At 35.6% G+C, this 20,771-nt stretch carries 18 protein-coding genes and 1 tRNA gene; 9 read left to right on the top strand and 10 right to left on the bottom strand.

Annotated features, from left to right (window positions below):
- The first annotated feature begins 41 nt into the window (after nt 1–41).
- A complete protein-coding gene (locus EKM01_RS01365; protein WP_126766427.1) occupies nt 42–1,388 on the top strand; it encodes a sigma-54 dependent transcriptional regulator in 1,347 nt (448 codons plus the stop codon).
- Here EKM01_RS01365 and EKM01_RS01360 read toward each other — a convergent pair.
- Together EKM01_RS01360 and EKM01_RS01355 are read right to left on the bottom strand one after the other, a co-directional pair.
- The gene (locus EKM01_RS01360) at nt 1,385–3,817 is read right to left on the bottom strand and encodes an ATP-binding protein (protein WP_126766423.1); all 2,433 of its coding nucleotides are present in this window, start codon (nt 3,815–3,817) and stop codon (nt 1,385–1,387) included. The two genes, EKM01_RS01365 and EKM01_RS01360, sit on opposite strands and share 4 nt — an antisense overlap.
- 110 nt (nt 3,818–3,927) lie before the next feature.
- Complete coding sequence (locus EKM01_RS01355; RefSeq protein WP_126766419.1) at nt 3,928–5,841, bottom strand: S9 family peptidase; 1,914 nt, start codon at nt 5,839–5,841, stop codon at nt 3,928–3,930.
- Nucleotides 5,842–6,074: 233 nt separating this feature from the next.
- Here EKM01_RS01355 and EKM01_RS01350 point away from each other — a divergent pair, with 233 nt between their 5' ends.
- The 3 genes from EKM01_RS01350 (at nt 6,075) to EKM01_RS01340 (ending at nt 9,694) form a co-directional block, all read left to right on the top strand.
- Complete coding sequence (locus EKM01_RS01350; protein WP_126766416.1) at nt 6,075–7,187, top strand: FAD-binding oxidoreductase; 1,113 nt, start codon at nt 6,075–6,077, stop codon at nt 7,185–7,187.
- Nucleotides 7,187–7,933: a monofunctional biosynthetic peptidoglycan transglycosylase gene (gene mtgA, locus EKM01_RS01345; protein ID WP_126766411.1), complete on the top strand. Its 747-nt coding sequence runs from the start codon at nt 7,187–7,189 to the stop codon at nt 7,931–7,933. Before EKM01_RS01350 ends, mtgA begins: the two co-directional genes overlap by 1 nt.
- Before the next feature lie 348 nt (nt 7,934–8,281).
- Nucleotides 8,282–9,694: an ATP-binding protein gene (locus tag EKM01_RS01340; RefSeq protein WP_126766407.1), complete on the top strand. Its 1,413-nt coding sequence runs from the start codon at nt 8,282–8,284 to the stop codon at nt 9,692–9,694.
- 158 nt (nt 9,695–9,852) lie between these two features.
- Here EKM01_RS01340 and EKM01_RS01335 read toward each other — a convergent pair.
- A tRNA-Ala gene (locus EKM01_RS01335) sits at nt 9,853–9,929 on the bottom strand.
- A 125-nt stretch (nt 9,930–10,054) separates the two neighbouring features.
- On the opposite strand from EKM01_RS01335, the gene EKM01_RS01330 reads away from it, so the two are divergent.
- The 4 genes from EKM01_RS01330 to EKM01_RS01315 all read left to right on the top strand — a co-directional run bounded on the left by EKM01_RS01330 (nt 10,055) and on the right by EKM01_RS01315 (nt 12,834).
- Entirely contained in the window at nt 10,055–10,822 is a 768-nt protein-coding gene (locus tag EKM01_RS01330) for an enoyl-CoA hydratase/isomerase family protein (RefSeq protein ID WP_126766403.1), read from the top strand.
- 262 nt (nt 10,823–11,084) lie between these two features.
- Complete coding sequence (locus EKM01_RS01325; RefSeq protein WP_126458035.1) at nt 11,085–11,549, top strand: 6-carboxytetrahydropterin synthase; 465 nt, start codon at nt 11,085–11,087, stop codon at nt 11,547–11,549.
- 4 nt (nt 11,550–11,553) lie between these two features.
- Nucleotides 11,554–12,306 carry a UDP-2,3-diacylglucosamine diphosphatase gene (locus EKM01_RS01320; RefSeq protein WP_126766398.1) on the top strand — a complete coding sequence of 251 codons (753 nt, stop codon included), beginning with the start codon at nt 11,554–11,556 and terminating at the stop codon, nt 12,304–12,306.
- Between the two features lie 231 nt (nt 12,307–12,537).
- Nucleotides 12,538–12,834 (top strand): superinfection immunity protein, encoded by a 297-nt coding sequence (locus EKM01_RS01315; protein WP_126767042.1) that lies wholly within the window; start codon nt 12,538–12,540, stop codon nt 12,832–12,834.
- 140 nt (nt 12,835–12,974) lie between these two features.
- Here the strand turns inward: EKM01_RS01315 and EKM01_RS01310 are convergent, their stop codons facing one another.
- The 6 genes from EKM01_RS01310 to EKM01_RS01285 all read right to left on the bottom strand — a co-directional run bounded on the left by EKM01_RS01310 (nt 12,975) and on the right by EKM01_RS01285 (nt 18,888).
- The gene (locus tag EKM01_RS01310) at nt 12,975–13,331 is read right to left on the bottom strand and encodes a hypothetical protein (RefSeq protein WP_126458028.1); all 357 of its coding nucleotides are present in this window, start codon (nt 13,329–13,331) and stop codon (nt 12,975–12,977) included.
- A gap of 255 nt (nt 13,332–13,586) precedes the next feature.
- The gene (locus EKM01_RS01305; RefSeq protein ID WP_126766393.1) at nt 13,587–14,855 is read right to left on the bottom strand and encodes an MFS transporter; all 1,269 of its coding nucleotides are present in this window, start codon (nt 14,853–14,855) and stop codon (nt 13,587–13,589) included.
- Nucleotides 14,856–14,864: 9 nt separating this feature from the next.
- Complete coding sequence (gene recJ, locus EKM01_RS01300; RefSeq protein ID WP_126766388.1) at nt 14,865–16,556, bottom strand: single-stranded-DNA-specific exonuclease RecJ; 1,692 nt, start codon at nt 16,554–16,556, stop codon at nt 14,865–14,867.
- Between the two features lie 106 nt (nt 16,557–16,662).
- Nucleotides 16,663–17,007: a HopJ type III effector protein gene (locus EKM01_RS01295; RefSeq protein ID WP_126451962.1), complete on the bottom strand. Its 345-nt coding sequence runs from the start codon at nt 17,005–17,007 to the stop codon at nt 16,663–16,665.
- Nucleotides 17,008–17,020: 13 nt separating this feature from the next.
- The gene (gene rsmI / locus EKM01_RS01290; protein WP_126451961.1) at nt 17,021–17,734 is read right to left on the bottom strand and encodes a 16S rRNA (cytidine(1402)-2'-O)-methyltransferase; all 714 of its coding nucleotides are present in this window, start codon (nt 17,732–17,734) and stop codon (nt 17,021–17,023) included.
- A gap of 77 nt (nt 17,735–17,811) precedes the next feature.
- Entirely contained in the window at nt 17,812–18,888 is a 1,077-nt protein-coding gene (locus tag EKM01_RS01285; RefSeq protein ID WP_126766383.1) for a hypothetical protein, read from the bottom strand.
- 248 nt (nt 18,889–19,136) lie between these two features.
- On the opposite strand from EKM01_RS01285, the gene EKM01_RS01280 reads away from it, so the two are divergent.
- Nucleotides 19,137–19,727 carry a thymidine kinase gene (locus EKM01_RS01280; RefSeq protein WP_126451959.1) on the top strand — a complete coding sequence of 197 codons (591 nt, stop codon included), beginning with the start codon at nt 19,137–19,139 and terminating at the stop codon, nt 19,725–19,727.
- Nucleotides 19,728–20,148: 421 nt separating this feature from the next.
- Here the strand turns inward: EKM01_RS01280 and EKM01_RS01275 are convergent, their stop codons facing one another.
- A complete protein-coding gene (locus EKM01_RS01275) occupies nt 20,149–20,754 on the bottom strand; it encodes a thioredoxin family protein (RefSeq protein WP_126766379.1) in 606 nt (201 codons plus the stop codon).
- Nucleotides 20,755–20,771: the final 17 nt, after the last annotated feature.

Genomic DNA, 20,771 nt, shown 5'->3' with positions numbered 1-20,771 from the left:
CAAATTTAATACCTTTATTTTAGCCATAAAGTTAAAATACAATGGCTAAAATTTTATTGATTGAAGATGATGTTGCTTTTTGTAAATTATTAGAAAAATTTCTGGTAAAAAACGATTATGAAGTAATGGCTACATTTTCAGCTGAAGAAGCAAAATCTCAAATCAAAAACAATGAATTTGACCTCATCATTACGGATTTACGACTTCCAAATTATGATGGAATTAAACTTATGTCAGAAATCAAGAGTACCCATCCTAATGTTCCCGTCCTCTTAATGACGGGATATTCTGATGTGAATACTGCTGTAAAAGCCATGAAAAATGGGGCGGCAGATTATATCTCTAAACCATTCAATCCCGAAGAAGTTTTATTGGTTATTCAAAATTCTCTTCAAATGGAAACGCACACTAATTCTGATAAAGTAATTTCTGAACCTAAAACTGACAATAAAAAAAATAAAAAACCGACTAGTGAATTTGTGAAGGGGATCTCAAAAGCATCTCAAAAACTGGCAGAATATATCCAACTCGTCAGCCCAACAAATATGTCAGTTTTAATCATCGGCGAAAGCGGAACGGGAAAGGAAGTTATTGCCAAAAGCATTCACCAGAACAGTTCCAGAACAAACAATAATTTCATTGCCGTAGACTGTGGATCGATCCCAAAAGAATTAGCTGCAAGTGAGTTTTTTGGCCATGTAAAAGGATCTTTTACGGGAGCCATAAATGATAAAATTGGATTTTTCGAGGCAGCAAACAGAGGTACATTATTTCTTGACGAAATAGGGAATCTTTCCTATGAGAATCAAATCCAACTATTGAGAGCACTTCAAGAAAGAAAAATTAAGCCTGTAGGAAGCAATAAAGAAATTGATGTAGACATCAGAATCATCACCGCCACAAACGAAGACTTACGGGAAGCGGTAAAAAATGGGACATTCAGAGAGGATTTGTACCATAGAATAAATGAGTTCTCTATACATTCCCCCTCTTTGGTAGATCGTGACGAAGATTTGATGCTCTTTTCTGATTTTTTTCTTGAAAAATCAAATCAGGAATTAAACAAAAAAATCATTGGGCTTTCTGCTGAAGTAGTTACAATTTTTCAAAACTACAGATGGCCGGGAAATCTGCGTGAGCTTCAAAATTGCATCAAAAGGGCCACGCTCTTGTCACAAGGAGATTTCATTGAAAAATCAGCACTCCCCACAGAATTTTTTCAAAATGAAAACCTAGACACCTCTGATCTGTCTTTGTCTCAAAACGAAAAAGAAGTCATTCAGGAAGCTTTAGCTAAAACCAATAACAACAAAACAGAAGCTGCTAAATTATTGAAAATCAACAGAAAAACACTGTATAATAAATTAAAATTATACAACATCAATTAGTTTAATTCCTTTTCTAACAGGACAAAAAGAGCTGTTATTTTGAGCTTCAAATTAATTGAAGCCATTTTTACCTCTTCAAGTGTTAAGTCTTCTTGCTCTAATACATCTAGAATAACACTGATTTCTGAGGCGCAAATTTGCTTGAACATGGGCCCCATTTTATGAGCTGTATTCTTAATCTCCATAAAATCAATGTTTGAAACTGACCGATCTAAATTTTCTAAATTCTCTGCTGTACTTTTCATAAATGAGAGTAACACTTCTTTTAAAGCAACTATATCATTAGATAAAAAAGCGTTCAAGACTTTTAATGAATAAGGCCTTTCCCCAGTTGTTTGCTTGCTTTTTAGAATTGCTTCAAAGGGAACTGCGTCATTGTTCAAAATAGACTGTAGTGTTTTAAGCAGTATATTAGGAGAATAGGGCTTGCTGATTACAGTGGTAAATCCTGCGGTTGTGTAGTTGTTCAGATTTAAATCATTTCTTCCGGTGACCGCTATTACAGGTTGTTTTTCATACTCGTATTTGGGATTATCTATGAGTTCTTTCAAAAATAAAAACCCGTCCATAACTGGCATTTGAATATCGGTGATAATCAAATCAAAGGTAATATTTGATAGCGCATCAAGAGCTTCTTTTGCACTAGCAAAAGGGAATACAATATATTGGTTTTGTTTTAAAACTTCAGTTGTTAATTTCAACAAGCTTTCATCGTCATCTATCAGTATGGCTGTATAGTGCTTTTTTGACGGATTCGCAGTAGTCTGTTTTTCGGAAACCGTGACATCAAAAAGTAAGGGGATTTGGATTGTAAACAAACTTCCCTTTCCTAATTCACTTTTCAAATGCAAAGCACCGCCTAGAATCGCTGTCATTTTTTTAGAAATGGTAAGTCCTAATCCTGTCCCGCCATATTTTTTCTCTATATTCTTATCGGCTTGAATGAATTCCTCAAAAATGAGTTCTTGGTTTTTTTCTGCTATTCCAATCCCGGAATCTTCTATTTGTATCGCTATCAATTGTGTTTCCAAGTAGATTTCAACACTAATTTTTATGAATCCTTTTTCAGTAAACTTGAACGCATTTCCAATAAGGTTTGATACTATTTGTCTTAAACGAAAAGGATCCCCAATGATTTTTTTTTCGAGATTAGGGTCAATTTCAACAATCAGTTGAATTGGTTTTTGTGCATAAACGGATTGAATGCTATTTGCCACTTCATAAATCATCTCGTACAGCGAAAACGGGATTTTTTCTATCGTGATTTTCCCAGCTTCAATTTGAGTAAAATCCAATAGATCCTGAACCAATTGTGAAATATAATCGGAGGAACCTTTGATGTTCTTGGTGTAATAGCATTGTTTACTGCTTAAATCGGAATTTCCCAATAATTCCGTATAGCCAATAATCGTGCTTAAAGGGGTTTTCAGGTCGTGGCTTACAGTTGCAATGAGTTGCTCCCGACTAATAAGTAATTTTTTGGATTTTAGATTTGCCTCCTCCAATTGTTTCTTATAGGATTGGGTTTTTGAGTAATCATTTAGAATTATAATCAAAAAAAACAAAGTAAGCAATAATCCAATTATAGCCGCAGAGGTTACAATTTGATTCGTTTTTGCTAAGGAATTCTCTCTATCCGAATAATTTTTTGTGGTGTTTATTATAATTTCCCGTTCTATAATGTTAAGGACTTTTCTTAGCTGGTCAGAGATTGAAAGTTCATTTTGCAATAATTTATTTTCCTCAAAATTCAATAATTTTTTCTTTCGGGATGTTTCTCTTTTTACCTCATTTAATAAATTTTTAGAAACCGTCAAAATAGAATCGGTTGCTTTTTTACTTAACGTATTGGTACTATCATCCGGAATGTTTTGATTTAAGTAGGCAACATATTTCTGAAGGACATTTCGTTGATAAATTCCCATTCTGGCGGGATCTTTTACAAAATCTTCTAATTCCAGTTTCCGCAAGGAAGACTCCATTTTAGTCAAATCACCAATCGCGTCGTCCACCGCATCTTCATTTTCACTTTTATTTTTAATAAGTTTTAGTTGCTGGATATTTATCGTTTTCTTAGATAGCAATTGCTTGACACTGTCTAGTAAAGTGATTTGGTGTGGTGTGGAGACAAACAATTTCAAGGAATCAATTTCTGCTTTTAACAGCATATTTTTCTTAATATAGTTGTTAAAATCTTTTTCTGATTCTGATTGAATGGCTATTCGAGCTAAATTTTCCGTTTCATACGTATCAGAGAGCAAGTTGCTAACCCGTAAAATAGTATTGCTTTCCTCGGTAATTCTTTCTTCGGTTTTTGAAAAATTCTTGTTCTCGGAGTATAAAAACCAGCCCACACTGGCAAAAAGCACCGCCAAAACCAGATAACTCAGGAAAACTTTTATCGGAATATAACTTTTTTTGTTATTCATTTTTCAAAGATAAAAATTACAAAATTATTTAAAGTTAAGGTATTCAAAATATTTTGACACAAACAAAAAACCCCACGAAAAAGTGAGGCTTCCTATTTTTAAAATGATTTCTACAAGGTTTCTTTGAGCCATTTGAAAAATTCACCTTGCCAAACCTGCGCATTTTGAGGTTTTAGTACCCAGTGATTTTCTTCCGGGAAATACAAAAATCTACTTTTTATTCCTCGTAATTGTGCTGCTTGGAACGCTTCCTGTCCTTGTCCTATTGGTACACGAAAATCTTTTCCGCCTTGAATAATTAAAATAGGTTTGTTCCATTTCTCTACCAGAGTCATTGGGTTGAATGTCGTGTAGGTTTTTTGCGCTACAGCATTGTCTTTTTCCCAGTAAGCACCGCCAAAATCCCAATTGCTAAAGAAAACTTCTTCGGTAGTTCCAAACATGCTTTGGGTGTTAAAAACACCATCATGGGCAATGAAGGTTTTGAATCGGTTGTTGTGCATTCCGGCCAGATAGAAAACAGAATACCCGCCGTAACTGGCACCAACGCATCCTAAACGAGTGGCGTCAACATATTTTTCCTTAGCAACAGCATCAATCGCTGACAGGTAGTCATCAATTACTTGTCCGCCCCAATCTTTGCTGATTTGCTCATTCCATTCCACGCCATGACCTTGCATTCCACGACGGTTAGGAGCCACAACAATATAGCCGTTGGCAGCCATCAGTTGTAAATTCCATCGGAAGGAATAAAATTGTGTCAATGGAGATTGAGGTCCGCCTTGACAATACAAAAGCGTTGGGTATTTTTTTGAAGCATCAAAATTAGGAGGAAGAACCACCCAAACTAACATTTTTTTGCCATCTGTTGTCGTAACATATCTTCTTTCGGTTTTGCTTAGCGCCAAAGAATTATAAATTGTAGTATTGACATTAGACAGTTGTTTCCAAGTCTTTTTCTTCAGATTATAAGAAAAAAGTTCTGCCGCATGATTCATGTCGGTTCTCGTTACAATGATATTATCACCGGAAAACCCAACTAAATCATTGACATCAAATTCTCCATTGGTGACTTGGCGAACGGTAATTGCTCCCGAAGCTTCTGGATTGGTCAGACCAGGAAAATTAACTTCAAACAACTGCTTTGTTCCGTCTACAGGGGCAACAAAAAATATTTTTTCCCCGTCACTACTCCAGATGAAATTGTCTACTGTTCCATCCCAATTGGCCGTTAAGTTCATTTTCATTCCTTTGAAACTAACTATCAGGTCGTTTTTATCTGCCTCATACCCATCTCGTTTCATTTGCAACCAAGTCAAATTTCCGGTTGGAGAAAATTGTGGAGCGGTATCATATCCAAGGTTTTCTTCCGTTCTATTGCTGGTTTTCCCAGTTTTCAGGTTGTATTCATAGATATTGGTGTTGGTAGAAAGAGCATAGTCAGTTCCTGCTTTTTTCTTGCTTACGTACAGAATACTTTTGCTGTCTGGCGACCAAATGTAATCTTCATCACCACCAAAAGGTTTTTGTGGACTGTCGAAATTTTCGCCTTTCAGAATGTCAATTCCCATGGCGCCTTCTTTGTTTTCTTTATAAAAAACATGGTTGTATTTGCCTTCATTCCAGGTATCCCAATGACGATAATTCAATCCGTCATAGATTTGAACATCTGATTTTACTAATTCTGGATAAAAATCTTTTCCATGAACGTTCTCCATTTTTACTTCTTCATTGTAAACGATATATTTCCCGTCAGGAGAACTGTTTTTGTCTTTTAACAGGGCTGCGGTATCTTTTACTTCGGTTGGATTTCCGCCATTTACGGGTAAAGTGTAGAATTTTGTATCCGATATATTTTCTTGAACAGAAGGAGTTGTTACTTTATACACTACATTTTTTCCATCTTTGGAAATGCCTAAAGGGGTTACTCTTCCTAGTTTCCAGAGCAGTTCTGGAGTCATTACATTTTGTGCCATAGCATTTAAACTCATCATTAATAAAGGTATAAATAGGAATTTGTTCATTTTAATAATTTATTTTTTCGAATGCTAAAATTAGCCAATTTAATTTGATGTTTTTTTGTTTTTAATACTTGTTTTTTAGCCCCGATAAAAGTGGAAACCCCTTTGTTTTTTTCTTTAAAAAATAAAAGATTACTTCACACTACTTTTATTTTAATTGGAGTTCAGTGAATTTATTTAGAACGGATAGCGGTATTAGCTCCAAAAAATTATTATTTTTATAAAAATATATAAACATGGATTTGAGCTATTGGGAGTTGAAAAACTGGTTTACTGATGTAAATTATACCATCGTAGGAAGCGGTATTGTGGGCTTACATGCTGCATTACGCTTGCGCGAAAGATTCCCTGAAAGCAAAATTCTAGTGTTGGAAAAAGGAATGTTGCCGCAGGGCGCGAGTACTAAAAATGCCGGTTTTGCTTGTTTTGGAAGTCTCTCAGAAATCATCGATGATTTAAAATCCCACTCGGAAGAGGAAGTCATTCATCTCGTTCAAAAACGGTGGCAAGGCTTGCAGTTGTTGCGAAAAAGATTGGGTGATGACACGATAGATTTTAAACCGTACGGCGGATATGAGTTGTTTTTAAAAGCAGATGAAAGTAGCTATAATGAATGTGCTGGGAAATTACCATTTATCAATGAAATCTTAAGACCACTTTTCAAAGCCGATGTTTTCGCCATGGAAGTAAACTGTTTTGGGTTTAGCGGGATAGAGGAATATTTAGTTTTCAATCCGTTTGAAGCACAAATAGATACCGGAAATATGATGCAGGCGTTGTTGAAAGAAGCGGTTTCTAAAAATATTTTAATCCTGAATCAACAAACCGTTACCTCCTATTTCGACAACGGGAATAAAGTGGAAGTGGCACTTGCTGATTTTAGTTTTAGTACCCAGAAAATACTGTTTGCAACAAATGGTTTTGCTAATACATTGACAAATGGTGCGGTTAAACCGGCCAGAGCACAAGTTTTAATTACGGATCCTATCAAAAACTTAAATATAAAAGGAACTTTTCACTTGGATAGAGGGTATTATTATTTTAGGAATATTGGCGATAGAATACTACTGGGCGGAGGAAGAAATCTGGATTTTGAAACGGAAAATACAACTGAATTTGGACAAACAGAAATTGTCCAAAATAAATTGGAACAATTATTAAAAGAAGTAATTTTGCCGAATCAGGATTTCCAAATTGCACACCGTTGGAGCGGCATTATGGGTGTTGGTAACAGCAAAAGTCCTATCGTTTCACAACTGTCAGATAATGTCTATTGCGGTGTACGATTGGGTGGAATGGGAGTGGCAATAGGAAGTTTAATTGGAACAGAATTAGCAGATTTAGTATAATGGCAACGAAAATAACACCCAGGAAATCAAAACAACCCATTAAAAAAGAAACAACCTCTTTTATGAGCAAACTAATTCGTTTTTTATTCAAAATATTGTTGTGGTTCATCGGACTCTCTTTATTTTTTGTGGTATTTTTTAAATTTGTACCCGTTCCGTTTACCCCATTAATGGTGATTCGTGCAATTGAAAATAAAACTGCAGGAAAAGAAGTTTTCTTCAGCCACGACTGGGAACCTATTGAAAACATCTCGATAAATCTTCAAAAAGCCGTGATTGCCAGTGAAGATGGAACGTTCCTGAAACATAATGGTTTTGATTTTGTAGCCATGCAAAAAGCGTATAAAAGCAATGAACGAGGCCGAAGAATAAAAGGAGGAAGCACAATATCACAACAAACGGCCAAAAACGTATTTCTTTGGCAAGGCCGCAGTTATTTGAGAAAAGGATTGGAAGCATATTTCACTCTTCTGATTGAAATCATTTGGGGAAAGGAACGCATTATGGAAGTCTACTTGAACAGTATCGAAATGGGAAATGGTGTCTATGGAGCTCAAGCAGCCACTGAACATTGGTATCGAAAAGATGCTTCCAGTTTAACACTAATCCAGGCTGCAGGAATAGCCGCGATATTACCCAATCCAAGAAAATATTCGGCGACTAGTTCTTCCACGTATATCAACAGGCGAAAAGCTAAAATTGTACGCGTGATGCGACAAGTAGGAAAAATTGAATATCCAAAATAGTTTGTAGCAGTCTTAAAAAGTAATCAGATAATTTCTAAAAATAAAAAACCGTAAACTCTTAATTAAAAGATTTTACGGTTTTGTTTTGTGGAGAATATCGGATTCGAACCGGTCACCCCTTGCCTGCCAGTAGAATCTATATTTTAAGAATACCCTATTTTACTAGGGTTAATGTTTTTTAAGTAATACAAAATCATACATTTTCAAGTATTTTGCCACTCATTAAGTACACTTAGATTAATGTGTTGTAAATCGAGATAACTATTAAAAATTAATGCCAATTAATATCTATTGTTAGCCAAATCTCAATATTATTTAATACATTTGGCTAACAATAAAAACACTTTTATGAAAAAAGTTATAGGAAGAGAAAAGGAAATAGAATTATTACATCACGCTATCGGTTCTGATATGTCAGAGTTAATAGCGATATATGGAAGAAGACGTGTTGGAAAAACTTTTTTAATTCGTGAAACCTTTTCTAAAGAAATGATTTTTGAAGTTTCGGGAATTCCTGATGGAAGTTTTAAAGAACAATTGATGAACTTTCATATTGAACTTTCTAAAAAATATACACATCCAACCAAGACAAGCATACCAATAAATTGGATGGAAGCTTTTGCACTATTAGGAGACTATATTGACACTTTAAAAAAATCAACCAAAAAAGTCATTTTTATAGATGAATTCCCTTGGATTTATACTCACAAGTCAAAATTTATACAAATGTTTAGTCACTTTTGGAATAGCTATTGCACAAAACGAAATGATTTGATTGTTGTAATATGTGGCTCTTCTGCTTCGTTTATGGTTAATAAAGTAATTAATGATAAAAAAGGCTTACATAATAGGATAACAATACCGATAAGATTGTTGCCTTTTAATCTTTATGAAACTGAACTTTTTCTAAAATCCAAAAAAATTAATTTAGATAGATATTCCTATCTTCAATTGTATATGGCTATTGGAGGCATTCCTCATTATTTGGAAAAAATTAACCCAGGGGACAGTGTTCCTGTAGCAATTGATAGGCTATGTTTCCAAAAAAACGGTGTTTTAGTAAATGAATTTAATCAAATTTTTGCTTCTTTATTTGAGAATTCTGAAAATCACATGAGAATAATTGAAGCTTTAGCCTCAACCCAAAAAGGGATGTTAAGACAGGAATTGATAGATAAGTCAAAAATTCCTTCTGGCGGTACTCTATCAAAAACGATTCAAGAACTAATTGAATCTGGATTCATTTCTGAATATTTTCCCTACGATAAAAAAACAAAAGACACTCTTTATAGGCTGTCAGATGAATACTCTCTTTTCTATTTGAAATTTATTAAAAACAACTTAAGTTCAAGTTGGACAAGTCTTTTTACTTCTAGGAGTTATATATCATGGGGAGGTTTTGCATTTGAAACGTTATGTCTTAAACATATTGACCAAATATTAAAAAAACTAGGATTAATAGGCATCGATAGTAAAAGCTCCAGTTGGAGAAATAAAAATGCTCAAATTGATTTACTTATAGCAAGAAGTGACCGTAGTATTAATATTTGTGAAATGAAATTTTCTGTAAATGAATTTGTTATTGACAAATCTTATGCTGAAAATATTCGAAAAAAGAAAAGTGAATTTAAGAAAGAAACATTAACAAGGGATAATTTATTTATCACATTCGTTACAACTTTTGGGGTTAAAAATAATGCTTATAGCAATGAAGTTATGGATAATGAAGTTACGATGGATAGTTTATTTGAAAAAATATAGCTTTTCAATGATTATTAGCAGCCAAAAGTAATGATTAAAACACATTTTTGGCTACCAATAAAATCCATTCTCATACTCACTAATGAAGAAAGCACACTCAATAAGTACACTTAGACTCCATAAAAAAAGCCTCACATTGCTGTAAGGCTTGGTATTGCTGGTGGAGAATACCGGATTCGAACCGGTCACCCCTTGCCTGCCAGGCAAGTACTCTAGCCAAATGAGCTAATCCCCCAAACTAGTTCGCAAATATAACATATAAATTTCCCAAAAAGCAAATTTCAAAATACAAATCCATTCTATTTGAAAAAAAGTCAAATCCTCCTTTACTTTTTTTAACTTTACATCAAAATCCTCACTATGGTATCAGAAAATCCAATAGGTTCGCTCTTCACAACAATTGAAAATAATATTGCTACCGTTACATTTGGTCATCCTTCGAGCAATTCTTTTCCAAGAGAATTGTTAGATCGACTCACTACTGAATTCAATAATTTAAGTGCCGATCCAGCCGTTTCGGTGATAGTTATACAAAGTGAAGGCTCGGGTGCCTTTTGTGCGGGTGCTTCTTTTGATGAACTTTTAGCTGTTTCCAATGAAGAAGCAGGAACACAATTTTTTTCTGGATTTGCGCATTTGATCAATGCAATGCGTTCATGTTCCAAGCTTATCGTCGGGCGCATTCATGGAAAAGCAGTTGGTGGAGGCGTAGGAATTGCTTCCGCCTGTGATTATGCATTGGCGACAAAAAATGCATCAATAAAACTATCAGAATTGGCGATCGGAATTGGTCCCTTTGTAATAGAACCTGTCGTTTCGAAGAAAATCGGAAAAACGGCAATGGCCGAAATGACCCTCGCAGCCCATGAATGGAAAACTGCTGATTGGGCCACAGCCAAAGGATTATACGCTAATACTTTTGAAACCATAACAGAACTGGATGCCGCAATAGCTGATTTCACTGGTAAATTATCCGGTTACAATCCAAAAGGTTTATTGGAGATGAAAAAGGTTTTCTGGGAAGGAACGCAACATTGGGATACATTGTTGCTAGAACGCGCCGCGATTTCGGGTAAATTGGTGTTGTCTGATTTTACCAGAAAAGCATTGTCCCAATTCAAAAAGTGATTTTCGAAGGATTTATTCTGAATTTATTTCAGGAGCTATTTCCTGCTGTACACTATATCTTTTTATAAGGTGAAAAAAAATCACCTTATAAAAAGGATGCCGTTTCCATCAGGGCTAGAACATTTGTGGATTATCAAATTCGGATAACAAACAAAATAATTTCATCCTATCTCCCTCCACTTTGGGGAGGGTTGGGGAGGGAAAATATTTACATCCCATTTCTCATATCAATTTGCTAAATTTGCATCAAAATTAAACTCCAATGAGCAATATCAGAATTACTAAACAATTTAGTTTCGAAACCGGACACGCCTTATATGGCTATGATGGGAAATGTAAAAATGTCCACGGACATAGTTATAAATTGTCAGTAACGGTAATTGGAACCCCAATTTCAGATCGCTCTAATGTGAAATTTGGAATGGTGATTGACTTCACGGATTTAAAGAAAATTGTAAAAGAAGAAATAGTAGATCAATTTGACCATGCGACTGTTTTCAACGGAACAACCCCGCATATCGAATTGGCAAACGAATTAATAGTTCGCGGACACCATGTTATTTTAGTAGAGTACCAACCAACAAGCGAAAATATGGTAGTTGATTTTTCTCAAAGAATCATCAGAAGATTACCTGAAGGAATCACCCTTTTCTCTTTGAAATTACAAGAAACCGAATCTTCTTTCGCGGAATGGTTTGCCAGTGATAATGTGAAATCCATACTGTAACTTCATGCAATTACACAATAACAAAAAAATATATTTTGCCTCCGACCAGCATTTTGGAGCACCAACACCCGAATTGAGTTTCCCGAGAGAACAAAAATTCGTAGCTTGGCTCGACGAAGTAAAAGACGATGCTGAAGCTATTTTTCTATTGGGCGATTTATTTGATTTTTGGTTCGAATATAAAACCGTAGTCCCAAAAGGGTTTATCCGTATTTTAGGTAAATTGGCCGAAATCCGAGACAGTGGAATCCCTATTTATTTCTTCGTGGGAAACCATGATTTATGGATGGAAGATTATTTCCAGAAAGAACTGAATATTCCCGTGTTTCATGACAATCAAGAATATACTTTTGGAGATAAAACATTCCTTATTGGCCACGGTGATGGAAAAGGTCCTGGAGATCTAGGGTACAAACGCATGAAAAAAGTGTTTGCCAATCCGTTTTTCAAATGGCTTTTTAGATGGCTTCATCCGGATATTGGAGTTAAACTGGCGCAATACCTGTCCGTAAAAAACAAACTGATCTCTGGTGATGAAGATGTGACTTTTCTGGGTGAAGACAATGAATGGTTAATTCTGTATTCCAAAAGAAAATTAGAAACCAAACACTACAATTACCTTATTTTTGGCCATCGTCATTTGCCTATGAAAGTAACAGTAGGAGAAAATGCCGAATATGTGAATTTAGGTGACTGGATTACGTATTTTACTTATGGTGTTTTTGACGGTGAGAATTTTGAGATTAAAAAGTATTAATAAATTTTCGAGTGTTTTAGTATTGACCTCCTTTCTTTTTATTGCATAAAAACCTTATAAATATGCGAATGCTTCTCCGTTGACGTTTTCTTTTTTTGTATATTTGATTTAGGTAATATTTGATTGATTCGATTTTCAATCTCTATAAATTTGGCAGGATTGTGCTGATCATGTCATATCTATAAAGGAGTTGGTGTACAGTTTAGTAGAAATTAATCTTAAATAGAAAATATGCAAACAATCATTATAATTTCATTAATAGCTCTTTATTTTTTACCCAGTATTTTAGGTTATAAATTAAGAAATGCGGGTTCAATAATCATTTTAAACCTTCTATTAGGTTGGACTGTTATTGGTTGGATAGTAGCTTTAATATGGTCTGTTTCAAACGATAAAAACAAGAATATTGTAGTTAAACAAACAAATAGCGCATCAAATGAATTAACCCAATTGAAAAAACTTTTTGATGATGGAGTTTTGACGAAAGAAGAATTTGACGCACAAAAAACCAATATACTTAAAAAATAATATGGAAAAATATTTAGAATTAGCAAAAAGAGAGATTGAATATTTAAAACGTGATTCCCCCAGCTGGCACGAGCACCTCGCTCGTGTCTAAAATTACAAACTGTTTATAAAAGATTGAAGTTGAAATTAATAACTCAACCCTAATTCATTCCCTCTCCATACAAATAATCATCTAGATTTATTTTAAACAAAGTGCCTTCTACCAAATCTTTTACGGCATCTAATTCTTCCATGGAAACGGCCAAATCAATTTGGGAACAAGGTGTTTTTAGTAAAAATTTGTGGCATTTGTTTTTCAGTTCACAATCATCGCAACATCTGTTTTGGATATAGCTGTCTTCAATACAACGTTTAAATAGTTGCAGTTCCTGTTGGGTAAAATAAAAACCCATTTCTCTAAAAACCAATTGGACTTTGTCCAGCACAACGTCATTATCTTTTCTCCAGTAGAAAGCAGTGCCTAAATTGTTATGATATATTTGTTTTATTTCTTGCATGTTTCATTAGTTTGAAGCAAATATAAGTATTATTTATATTTGTTCTAAATAATAAAACATAAAAAAGCATAAAAGTTTGGTAAAATAATCTTGAGATTTTTCTAAAATAGCATGTTTAATGCCATTCTACTTTTGTAATTAACAACCGTGCAGTTTGTCATTTCGACGAAGGAGAAATCACATCAAGTTATTCAAATTGTGTGATTCCCCCTTGTCGGACACGAGTGATAGCAAACTGGCGAAGCAATGACAATATTACTCGCTATTTTCATGTTCCTCAATATCTTTTTGCAAGTCCAGTTTTCTAAAAGTAGGGAATACAGCTCCTGTAATAAATACAGTAATCAGTGTCATGCTTCCACCAAAGACCACTGCGCTAACAGTTCCCATCAGCTTTGCGGTTAATCCACTTTCGAAAGCACCCAATTCATTAGAGGAACCCACAAATATAGAATTCACGGCTGCAACTCGGCCTCTCATGTGATCTGGTGTTTTCAATTGCAAAATAGTTTGGCGTATCACCACCGAAATCCCATCGAAAACACCGCTTAAAAATAAAGCCGCAACTGACAACCAAAAAATCGATGAAAGTCCAAAAACGATAATACAAATCCCAAACGCAAAAATTGCCGACAACAGTTTCATACCCGCATTTTTGGTAAAAGGAATATAAGCGGATATTATTAGCATCAAAAATGCGCCAACTGCCGGTGCGGCTCTCAAAATACCAAACCCTTGCGGGCCTACTTTCAAAATATCTTGTGCAAAAATGGGTAACAGCGCTACAGCTCCTCCAAAAAGGACGGCAATCATATCTAGTGATAAAGCACCTAAAATCGTTTTATTGTTGTAGACAAACTTCACACCTTCCTTCAAACTTTCCATAATGGGTTCGCCAATTTTTGGATTCAAAATAGGTTTCGTTGCAATTTGGGTTAAAGCGATTAACGCAAAAAGTGAACACCCCAAAACGATGGACATGGACCAATGAACACCAATCCAATTGATCGAAAAACCGGCTACCGCAGGTCCTAAAACGGAACTTATTTGCCAAACAGAACTGCTCCAAGTGGCAGCATTGGGATATAATTTTTTAGGAACAATCAAAGACAAAAGAGAAAATATCGTCGGGCCAAGAAAAGCACGAACCAATCCGCCTAAAAACACGAAAAAGTAAATAGAATATAAAATAGTTTGGGTAGAAAAGTCTTTTATAAAGGGTGGCCATGTAAATAAAAACAAGCCCAAACTAATAATTGAAAACCCTAATATGCATTTAAATAGCAATCCTTTTTTCTCTTTTTGATCGACTATATGTCCGGCAAATAAAGCCATTGAAATGGCTGGAATAACTTCCATTAATCCAATAATTCCTAAGGACAACGGGTTTTTGGTTAAACTGTAGACTTCCCATTCAATGACAATAAATTGCATCGACCAGCCAAAAACCATAGCAAAACGCAATAACAAAAAAATATTGAATTCTTTATACCGCAGTGCCGAATACGGGTCTTTTTTTTTCATAACAAATAATCATTCTTTAATATCTCGCAATCGCAATTGCAAGCTTATTTTTCCTTTCCATTCGTTTTCATCAATGCAATAGACCGCTTGAAAAGGTTTTTGATGCGTAGTCAGTTCCATTTTGTCACCTAAGTTAAAACCAATTGCAGCAATACCTTCGGAATTATTTTGTTTGACAAAAAGTTTTAGGTGTTCCTGATCTTGACCCATAGGTTTTCCATAACCAGTGTCTTTGATGTTTTTAGTCAGGAAAATTGGCGTCATATTTTGTGGTCCGTACGGTTCAAATTGTTTCAGAATCCGGATTAATTTTGGAGTAATATCCGCAAAATCAATCTCGGCATCAACTGCAATTTCGGGTGTCAACATATCCGAATGAATGGTTCTTTCCACTTCTTTTTCGAAAGCGTCTTTAAAGATTTGATAGTTTTCTGCCGCCAATGTCATTCCCGCAGCATACATGTGACCGCCAAATTGTTCCAAATATTCTGTACACGCTTCGAGTGCATTATACACATCAAATCCTTTTACGGATCGTGCCGAAGCAGCATATTTATCGCCACTTTTGGTGAAAACAAGTGTTGGACGGTAATACGTTTCAATCAAACGGGAAGCAACAATTCCTATTACTCCTTTGTGCCAATCTTCTTGAAAAACTACGGAAGTAAAACGTTCTTTTTCATTATTTTCCTCAATCTGTTGCAACGCTTCTTTGGTAATTAATTTATCTAAATCTTTTCGTTCAGAATTATATGCCTCAATTTCAGAAGCAAATTGTTGGGCTTGCTCAAAATTAAATTCGGTTAGTAATTCTACCGCATGATTGCCGTGTTTGATCCGTCCGGCAGCGTTTATTCTGGGAGCGATGATGAAAACAACATCGGTAATGTCTAAGGTTTGTTTTTTTATCTGGTGAATGATGGCTTTGATTCCTGGTCTTGGGTCAGTGTTGATGACTTGCAGTCCAAAGTAAGCCAGCACCCGATTTTCTCCGGTCATCGGAACGATATCAGCGGCAATGGCAGCCGATACTAAATCCAGATACGGAACCAAATCCTCAATTGTCTGGTTTCGGTTGACACCCAAAGCCTGAATCAATTTGAAACCTATTCCACAACCACACAACTCATCATAAGGATAATTACAATCATCACGTTTTGGATCGAGAACAGCAACGGCTTCAGGCAGAGAATTTCCTGGTCTATGGTGGTCACAAATGATAAAATCGATGTTTTTTGCTTTGGCATACCCCACATGATCAATGGATTTTATACCACAATCCAAAGCGATGATAAGTGAAAACCCATTGTCATCAGCAAAGTCAATTCCTTTAAATGAAATTCCGTACCCTTCATCATAACGATCCGGAATGTAGGTCGCCACGTTTGGATAATAGGTTTTTAAATAGGAAGAAACGAGAGAAACTGCGGTGGTACCATCGACATCATAATCGCCAAAAACAAGAATATTTTCTTCGTTTTCAATTGCTTTTTCGATTCGGGCTACTGCTTTTTCCATATCTTTCATCAAGTACGGATCGTGCAAATCAGCTAAACTCGGACGAAAAAATCGTTTGGCATCTTCAAAAGTTTCAATGCCGCGTTGTACTAATAAAGTGGCCACAAAATCTTCTACATTCAATGCTTTCGCCAAATGTTGAACGGCATTTTCGGAAGGTTTTGGTTTTAGGGTCCAACGCATATTGATTAGGAATTATAAAATTGTATTAGGAATTTTGTCAGGTCGAGCGCAGTCGAGACCAACTGATGTGTCTCGACTGCGCTCGACCTGAGATCGGATTGTAATTTTATTTTGAAACCAAAGCACTTCCGTAAAATGCAATTCCATCCCATCCGGTTTTCATGAAATTGCGGATGTTTTGGTGATCTGTTCCGTTTGGATTTTGCAAAACATCTTCGTAATAATACGCTCCAAAACAGGCTAATGTTGCTGCTTCTGATAAACTTTGAATTTCAGCGAAAGCAAACAACTTGCAAGATCCTGAATTTTCTCCAGCTGCATTGTGTTGCAAACCATTCTCAAATGCCGTAGGAGTAAAATCGTAGTTATCTTCAATTGTTGCGATGGTTTCTGCAAACGTGATCATTTCTGGCGTTTGCTTTAATTTATCTATAAAGGATTCTAAATTCATAGTTTTTTATGGGTTATTCTTCTTCCGAAAATTTACTTTTTTTAGGTTCTTTAGTGATAGTTTTTCCACTGATCACGACGACAATTTCACCTCTTGGCGCTATTTTATTAAAATGATCGACCACTTCTTTCACGCTTCCGCGAACATTTTCTTCGTGTAGTTTGGATAATTCTCTGGAAACCGATATTTGGCGGTCTTCGCCAAAAAAGGTAATGAATTCCGCTAAAGTTTTTACTAATTTATGTGGAGAAACATATAAAATCATCGTTCTGGTTTCTTCTGCCAACGCTAAATATCTAGTTTGACGTCCTTTTTTATCAGGCAAAAAACCTTCGAAAACAAATTTATCATTGGGTAAACCACTGTTGACTAATGCCGGAACAAACGCCGTTGCACCCGGTAAACATTCCACATCAATTCCGTTTTCAACACAAGCGCGGGTCAGTAAAAAACCAGGATCAGAAATCGCTGGCGTTCCTGCATCTGAGATTAAGGCGATATTTTCTCCGGCTTTTAACCTCGAAATTAAATTCTCGATGGTTTTGTGTTCGTTGTGCATGTGATGGCTGTACATGTGAGTGCCAATTTCGAAATGCTTTAACAATTTTCCGCTTGTACGCGTATCTTCGGCGAGAATCAAATCGACTTCTTTAAGAATCCGAATCGCTCGAAAAGTCATATCTTCGAGATTGCCAATAGGCGTAGGAACGATGTATAATTTTGACATAGATAAAATAATTAAATACAAAATTTAAAGAAAGTCTGTATTTGTTCAAATGTATATTCAGAACAATTCAAGGCGATTTACAAAAATTTTTTCTCTATAATATCCATAAAACGTTCTTCATACTCTTGTTTTCCTTCCCAGTTGTTATAGTCCGGTTTTACCATTTCCTGGATAAAATCTCTAGTTTCATAGAAGGTATCAAATGTGATTAATTGATTTAAAACGCGGTTGTAATCTTCGCTGCTGTTTCCAAAAAGATGTTTTATAAAAGCAATGCGGTCATTTAAATCGATATTGATTCCTTTGGCTAATTTTTCGTTCAGCGAAACTATTTTTGGCTCTACTTTTTCGGTTGGTGCTGCGGGAGTACTTTCTGATTCCGGTTCTTCAGGTTGTAGATTTTCTTTTGGAGTTTCAATAACTATTGCTGTTGGAATGTTATCTACTTGCTGTTTTTTTACAAAAAGCGTGTCGTGATAATTGCCTCCTAATAAATCCTCAAAAGAGATTTGCACCGCTTGCGCTTTCTTTGGCATTTCCAATTCCGTCTGCGTTTCTTCTTCCTGTGATAATTCAAAAGCAGGTTCAAAAGGCGCTTCCGGTTCTGCTGTCTCATCCTCTGCTTCCGTTTCCGTAGCAACAACTGTTTCGCCGACTACCATTTCCTCTTCTTTTTCATGCTCCTCAAGTAGCGCTTCGGCTTGCTCTAAAGGCATTTCGATAGTTTTCTCAGCAGCTGCTTCCTCAATAATTATTTCCTCTTCAGGAATTTTATCAGCTTCAGTTTCTTGGACTTCCACGGCACTTTCTTCTTCCGTTGCAACTGGATCCGATTCCTCTGAAGGAGTTATTTCTTGGGTTTGTTCCAAAGTCGTCTCTACTGTTTCTTCAACTATTGTTTCTTCTAGTACCGCAACTGTTTGTGGTTGAACGGAATCAGTTGTATCAAAAACAGCTGCGATTTCTCTACTGATTTCCGTTATACCAATGGTTGGTTTTGCTTCACTGAAATGTTCTTCCACAAATCGTAAGACAGAAAGTTTTTCGTATAACTTCTGTGTTTCCAGATATAATTGATTGATATCAGATTTATTTTTTAGCTGTAATATTCTGTGTGCAATGCTGATTAAATCGGCTTCCAATTTTTTTTTCATGTCTGTTGAAATTATAGGGTGTTAAGCGGGTCTTTTTTGATGCGTTTTCGTATTCCGTTTGATATCGTCCCAAGAAAAGGGAATCTTTGTGAACACGATTTTTATTTTTTTAAATAAGTGCTCTCGAATCTCCCATTTGATATAAATTTTATACTTTTGAAACGACGTAAAAGTATACAATTTTTAAGTCGGTTTCTTTATTATAAAGCAATAAAAACTATTCATTTTTTAAGTCAGAAAAATACAAAATGTTTCTCGAAAATACAGTAAATCACAAAGAACAATTTGGTTGGATCGAAGTCATTTGTGGCTCCATGTTTTCGGGTAAGACCGAAGAATTGATCCGTCGTTTGAGAAGAGCGCAATTTGCCAAGCAAAAAGTCGAAATTTTCAAACCAGCAATCGACACCCGCTATGATGATGAAATGGTGGTCTCTCATGATGCTAATGAAATCCGTTCTACGCCCGTTCCCGCTGCCGCAAATATTGCAATTTTGGCGCAAGGTTGTGATGTAGTGGGCATTGACGAAGCACAGTTTTTCGATGACGAAATTGTCAAGATCTGTAACGATTTGGCCAATCAGGGAATCCGTGTTATTGTAGCCGGATTGGATATGGATTTCAAGGGAAATCCTTTTGGCCCGATGCCTGCTTTAATGGCAACTGCTGAATATGTAACCAAAGTCCATGCCGTGTGTACCCGCACGGGAAATCTCGCGAATTACAGTTTCCGCAAAACCGACAATGACAAACTCGTCATGCTGGGCGAAACAGAAGAATACGAACCGTTAAGCCGTGCTGCGTATTACCACGCAATGCGGAAAGATCAGGAGAAGTAAATCCTCTCCCCTTCTTAATTCCATTTTTTTCTGAAATTCCCAAGTTAGATAATTCACATACGAATAGGTTTTATTTAAATCCAATAAATTAATGTCTGTTATCACAACTATTCCTTTTTAACAAAACTACAAAAAAAGGATTCTCGTGGAATAACTTTGTTAAATTGATTCCTGCTATAACTGGCAAATAGAATTTAGTCTGCACGGTTAAACTATATTTGAGACCAATAATCCTAAATCTGCAACTCTGATAGCAATAAAACAGGTGTTGTGGTATCAATAACTTGATAAATATCAGATATTTTTTTAAATATTGGTTTTAAGACATGCTACCATAAAAGTACATGCCTGACTCCCAATAATCACTTTTTAAACAAAATAGGTTAGACTATTCAAAATTTGATGCGTATTGACTTAAAAATTACACCTCTAAATTAACCATTAAACCAATCAACTCGTTTTGGGTTGTTATCCCTTTATCGTGCAAATACCAGAGTTGTAAGTTGGTTTTTAAAGTTTCGTCAATAACGCCAAATTCTTTTTTATAATCCGCAACCAAATCAGCAGCAGCTTTAGGTCTTGGTCCCCAACTACCGAGTATAGCGCCTGTTGTTTTAGCGACAACGATCAATATAGGAATTGATTTTTTTTTGTTCGTCAGATATAAGTTCATTAGTTTTTCATTTTCATCACGCAGCACAATTCTCAAGTCAATTTTGCCAGATTGCACTGCCATTGTATTCATGATTGGCAACAACTGAGCAGCATCTCCGCACCAACCTTCTGAAATTACCACCCAAATGTATTCACTTATTAGATTCTTTAACTTAATCTGATTTTCTTCCGTAATTGTAATGGTTTTGTCCAAACGATGCATACGGGTTTCATTCAGGGTGCTATACTGCGTCAAATTTTCGGATTGTTCCTTTCCTGTGGATTTTCCTTCCAATATTAAATCTGAAATAAGTTTTCTGTAATCGGTATAGGAATGACTGTTAAATAATGCTTTAGCTACAGGAATTTTCATAATACGTAAGTTGTTTA

It is taken from the genome of Flavobacterium sp. RSP46 (genome assembly GCF_003984825.1).
Taxonomy (GTDB): domain Bacteria; phylum Bacteroidota; class Bacteroidia; order Flavobacteriales; family Flavobacteriaceae; genus Flavobacterium.
Note: the sequence above shows the minus strand (reverse complement) of the source record. Positions and strands in the feature narration are given on the sequence as shown.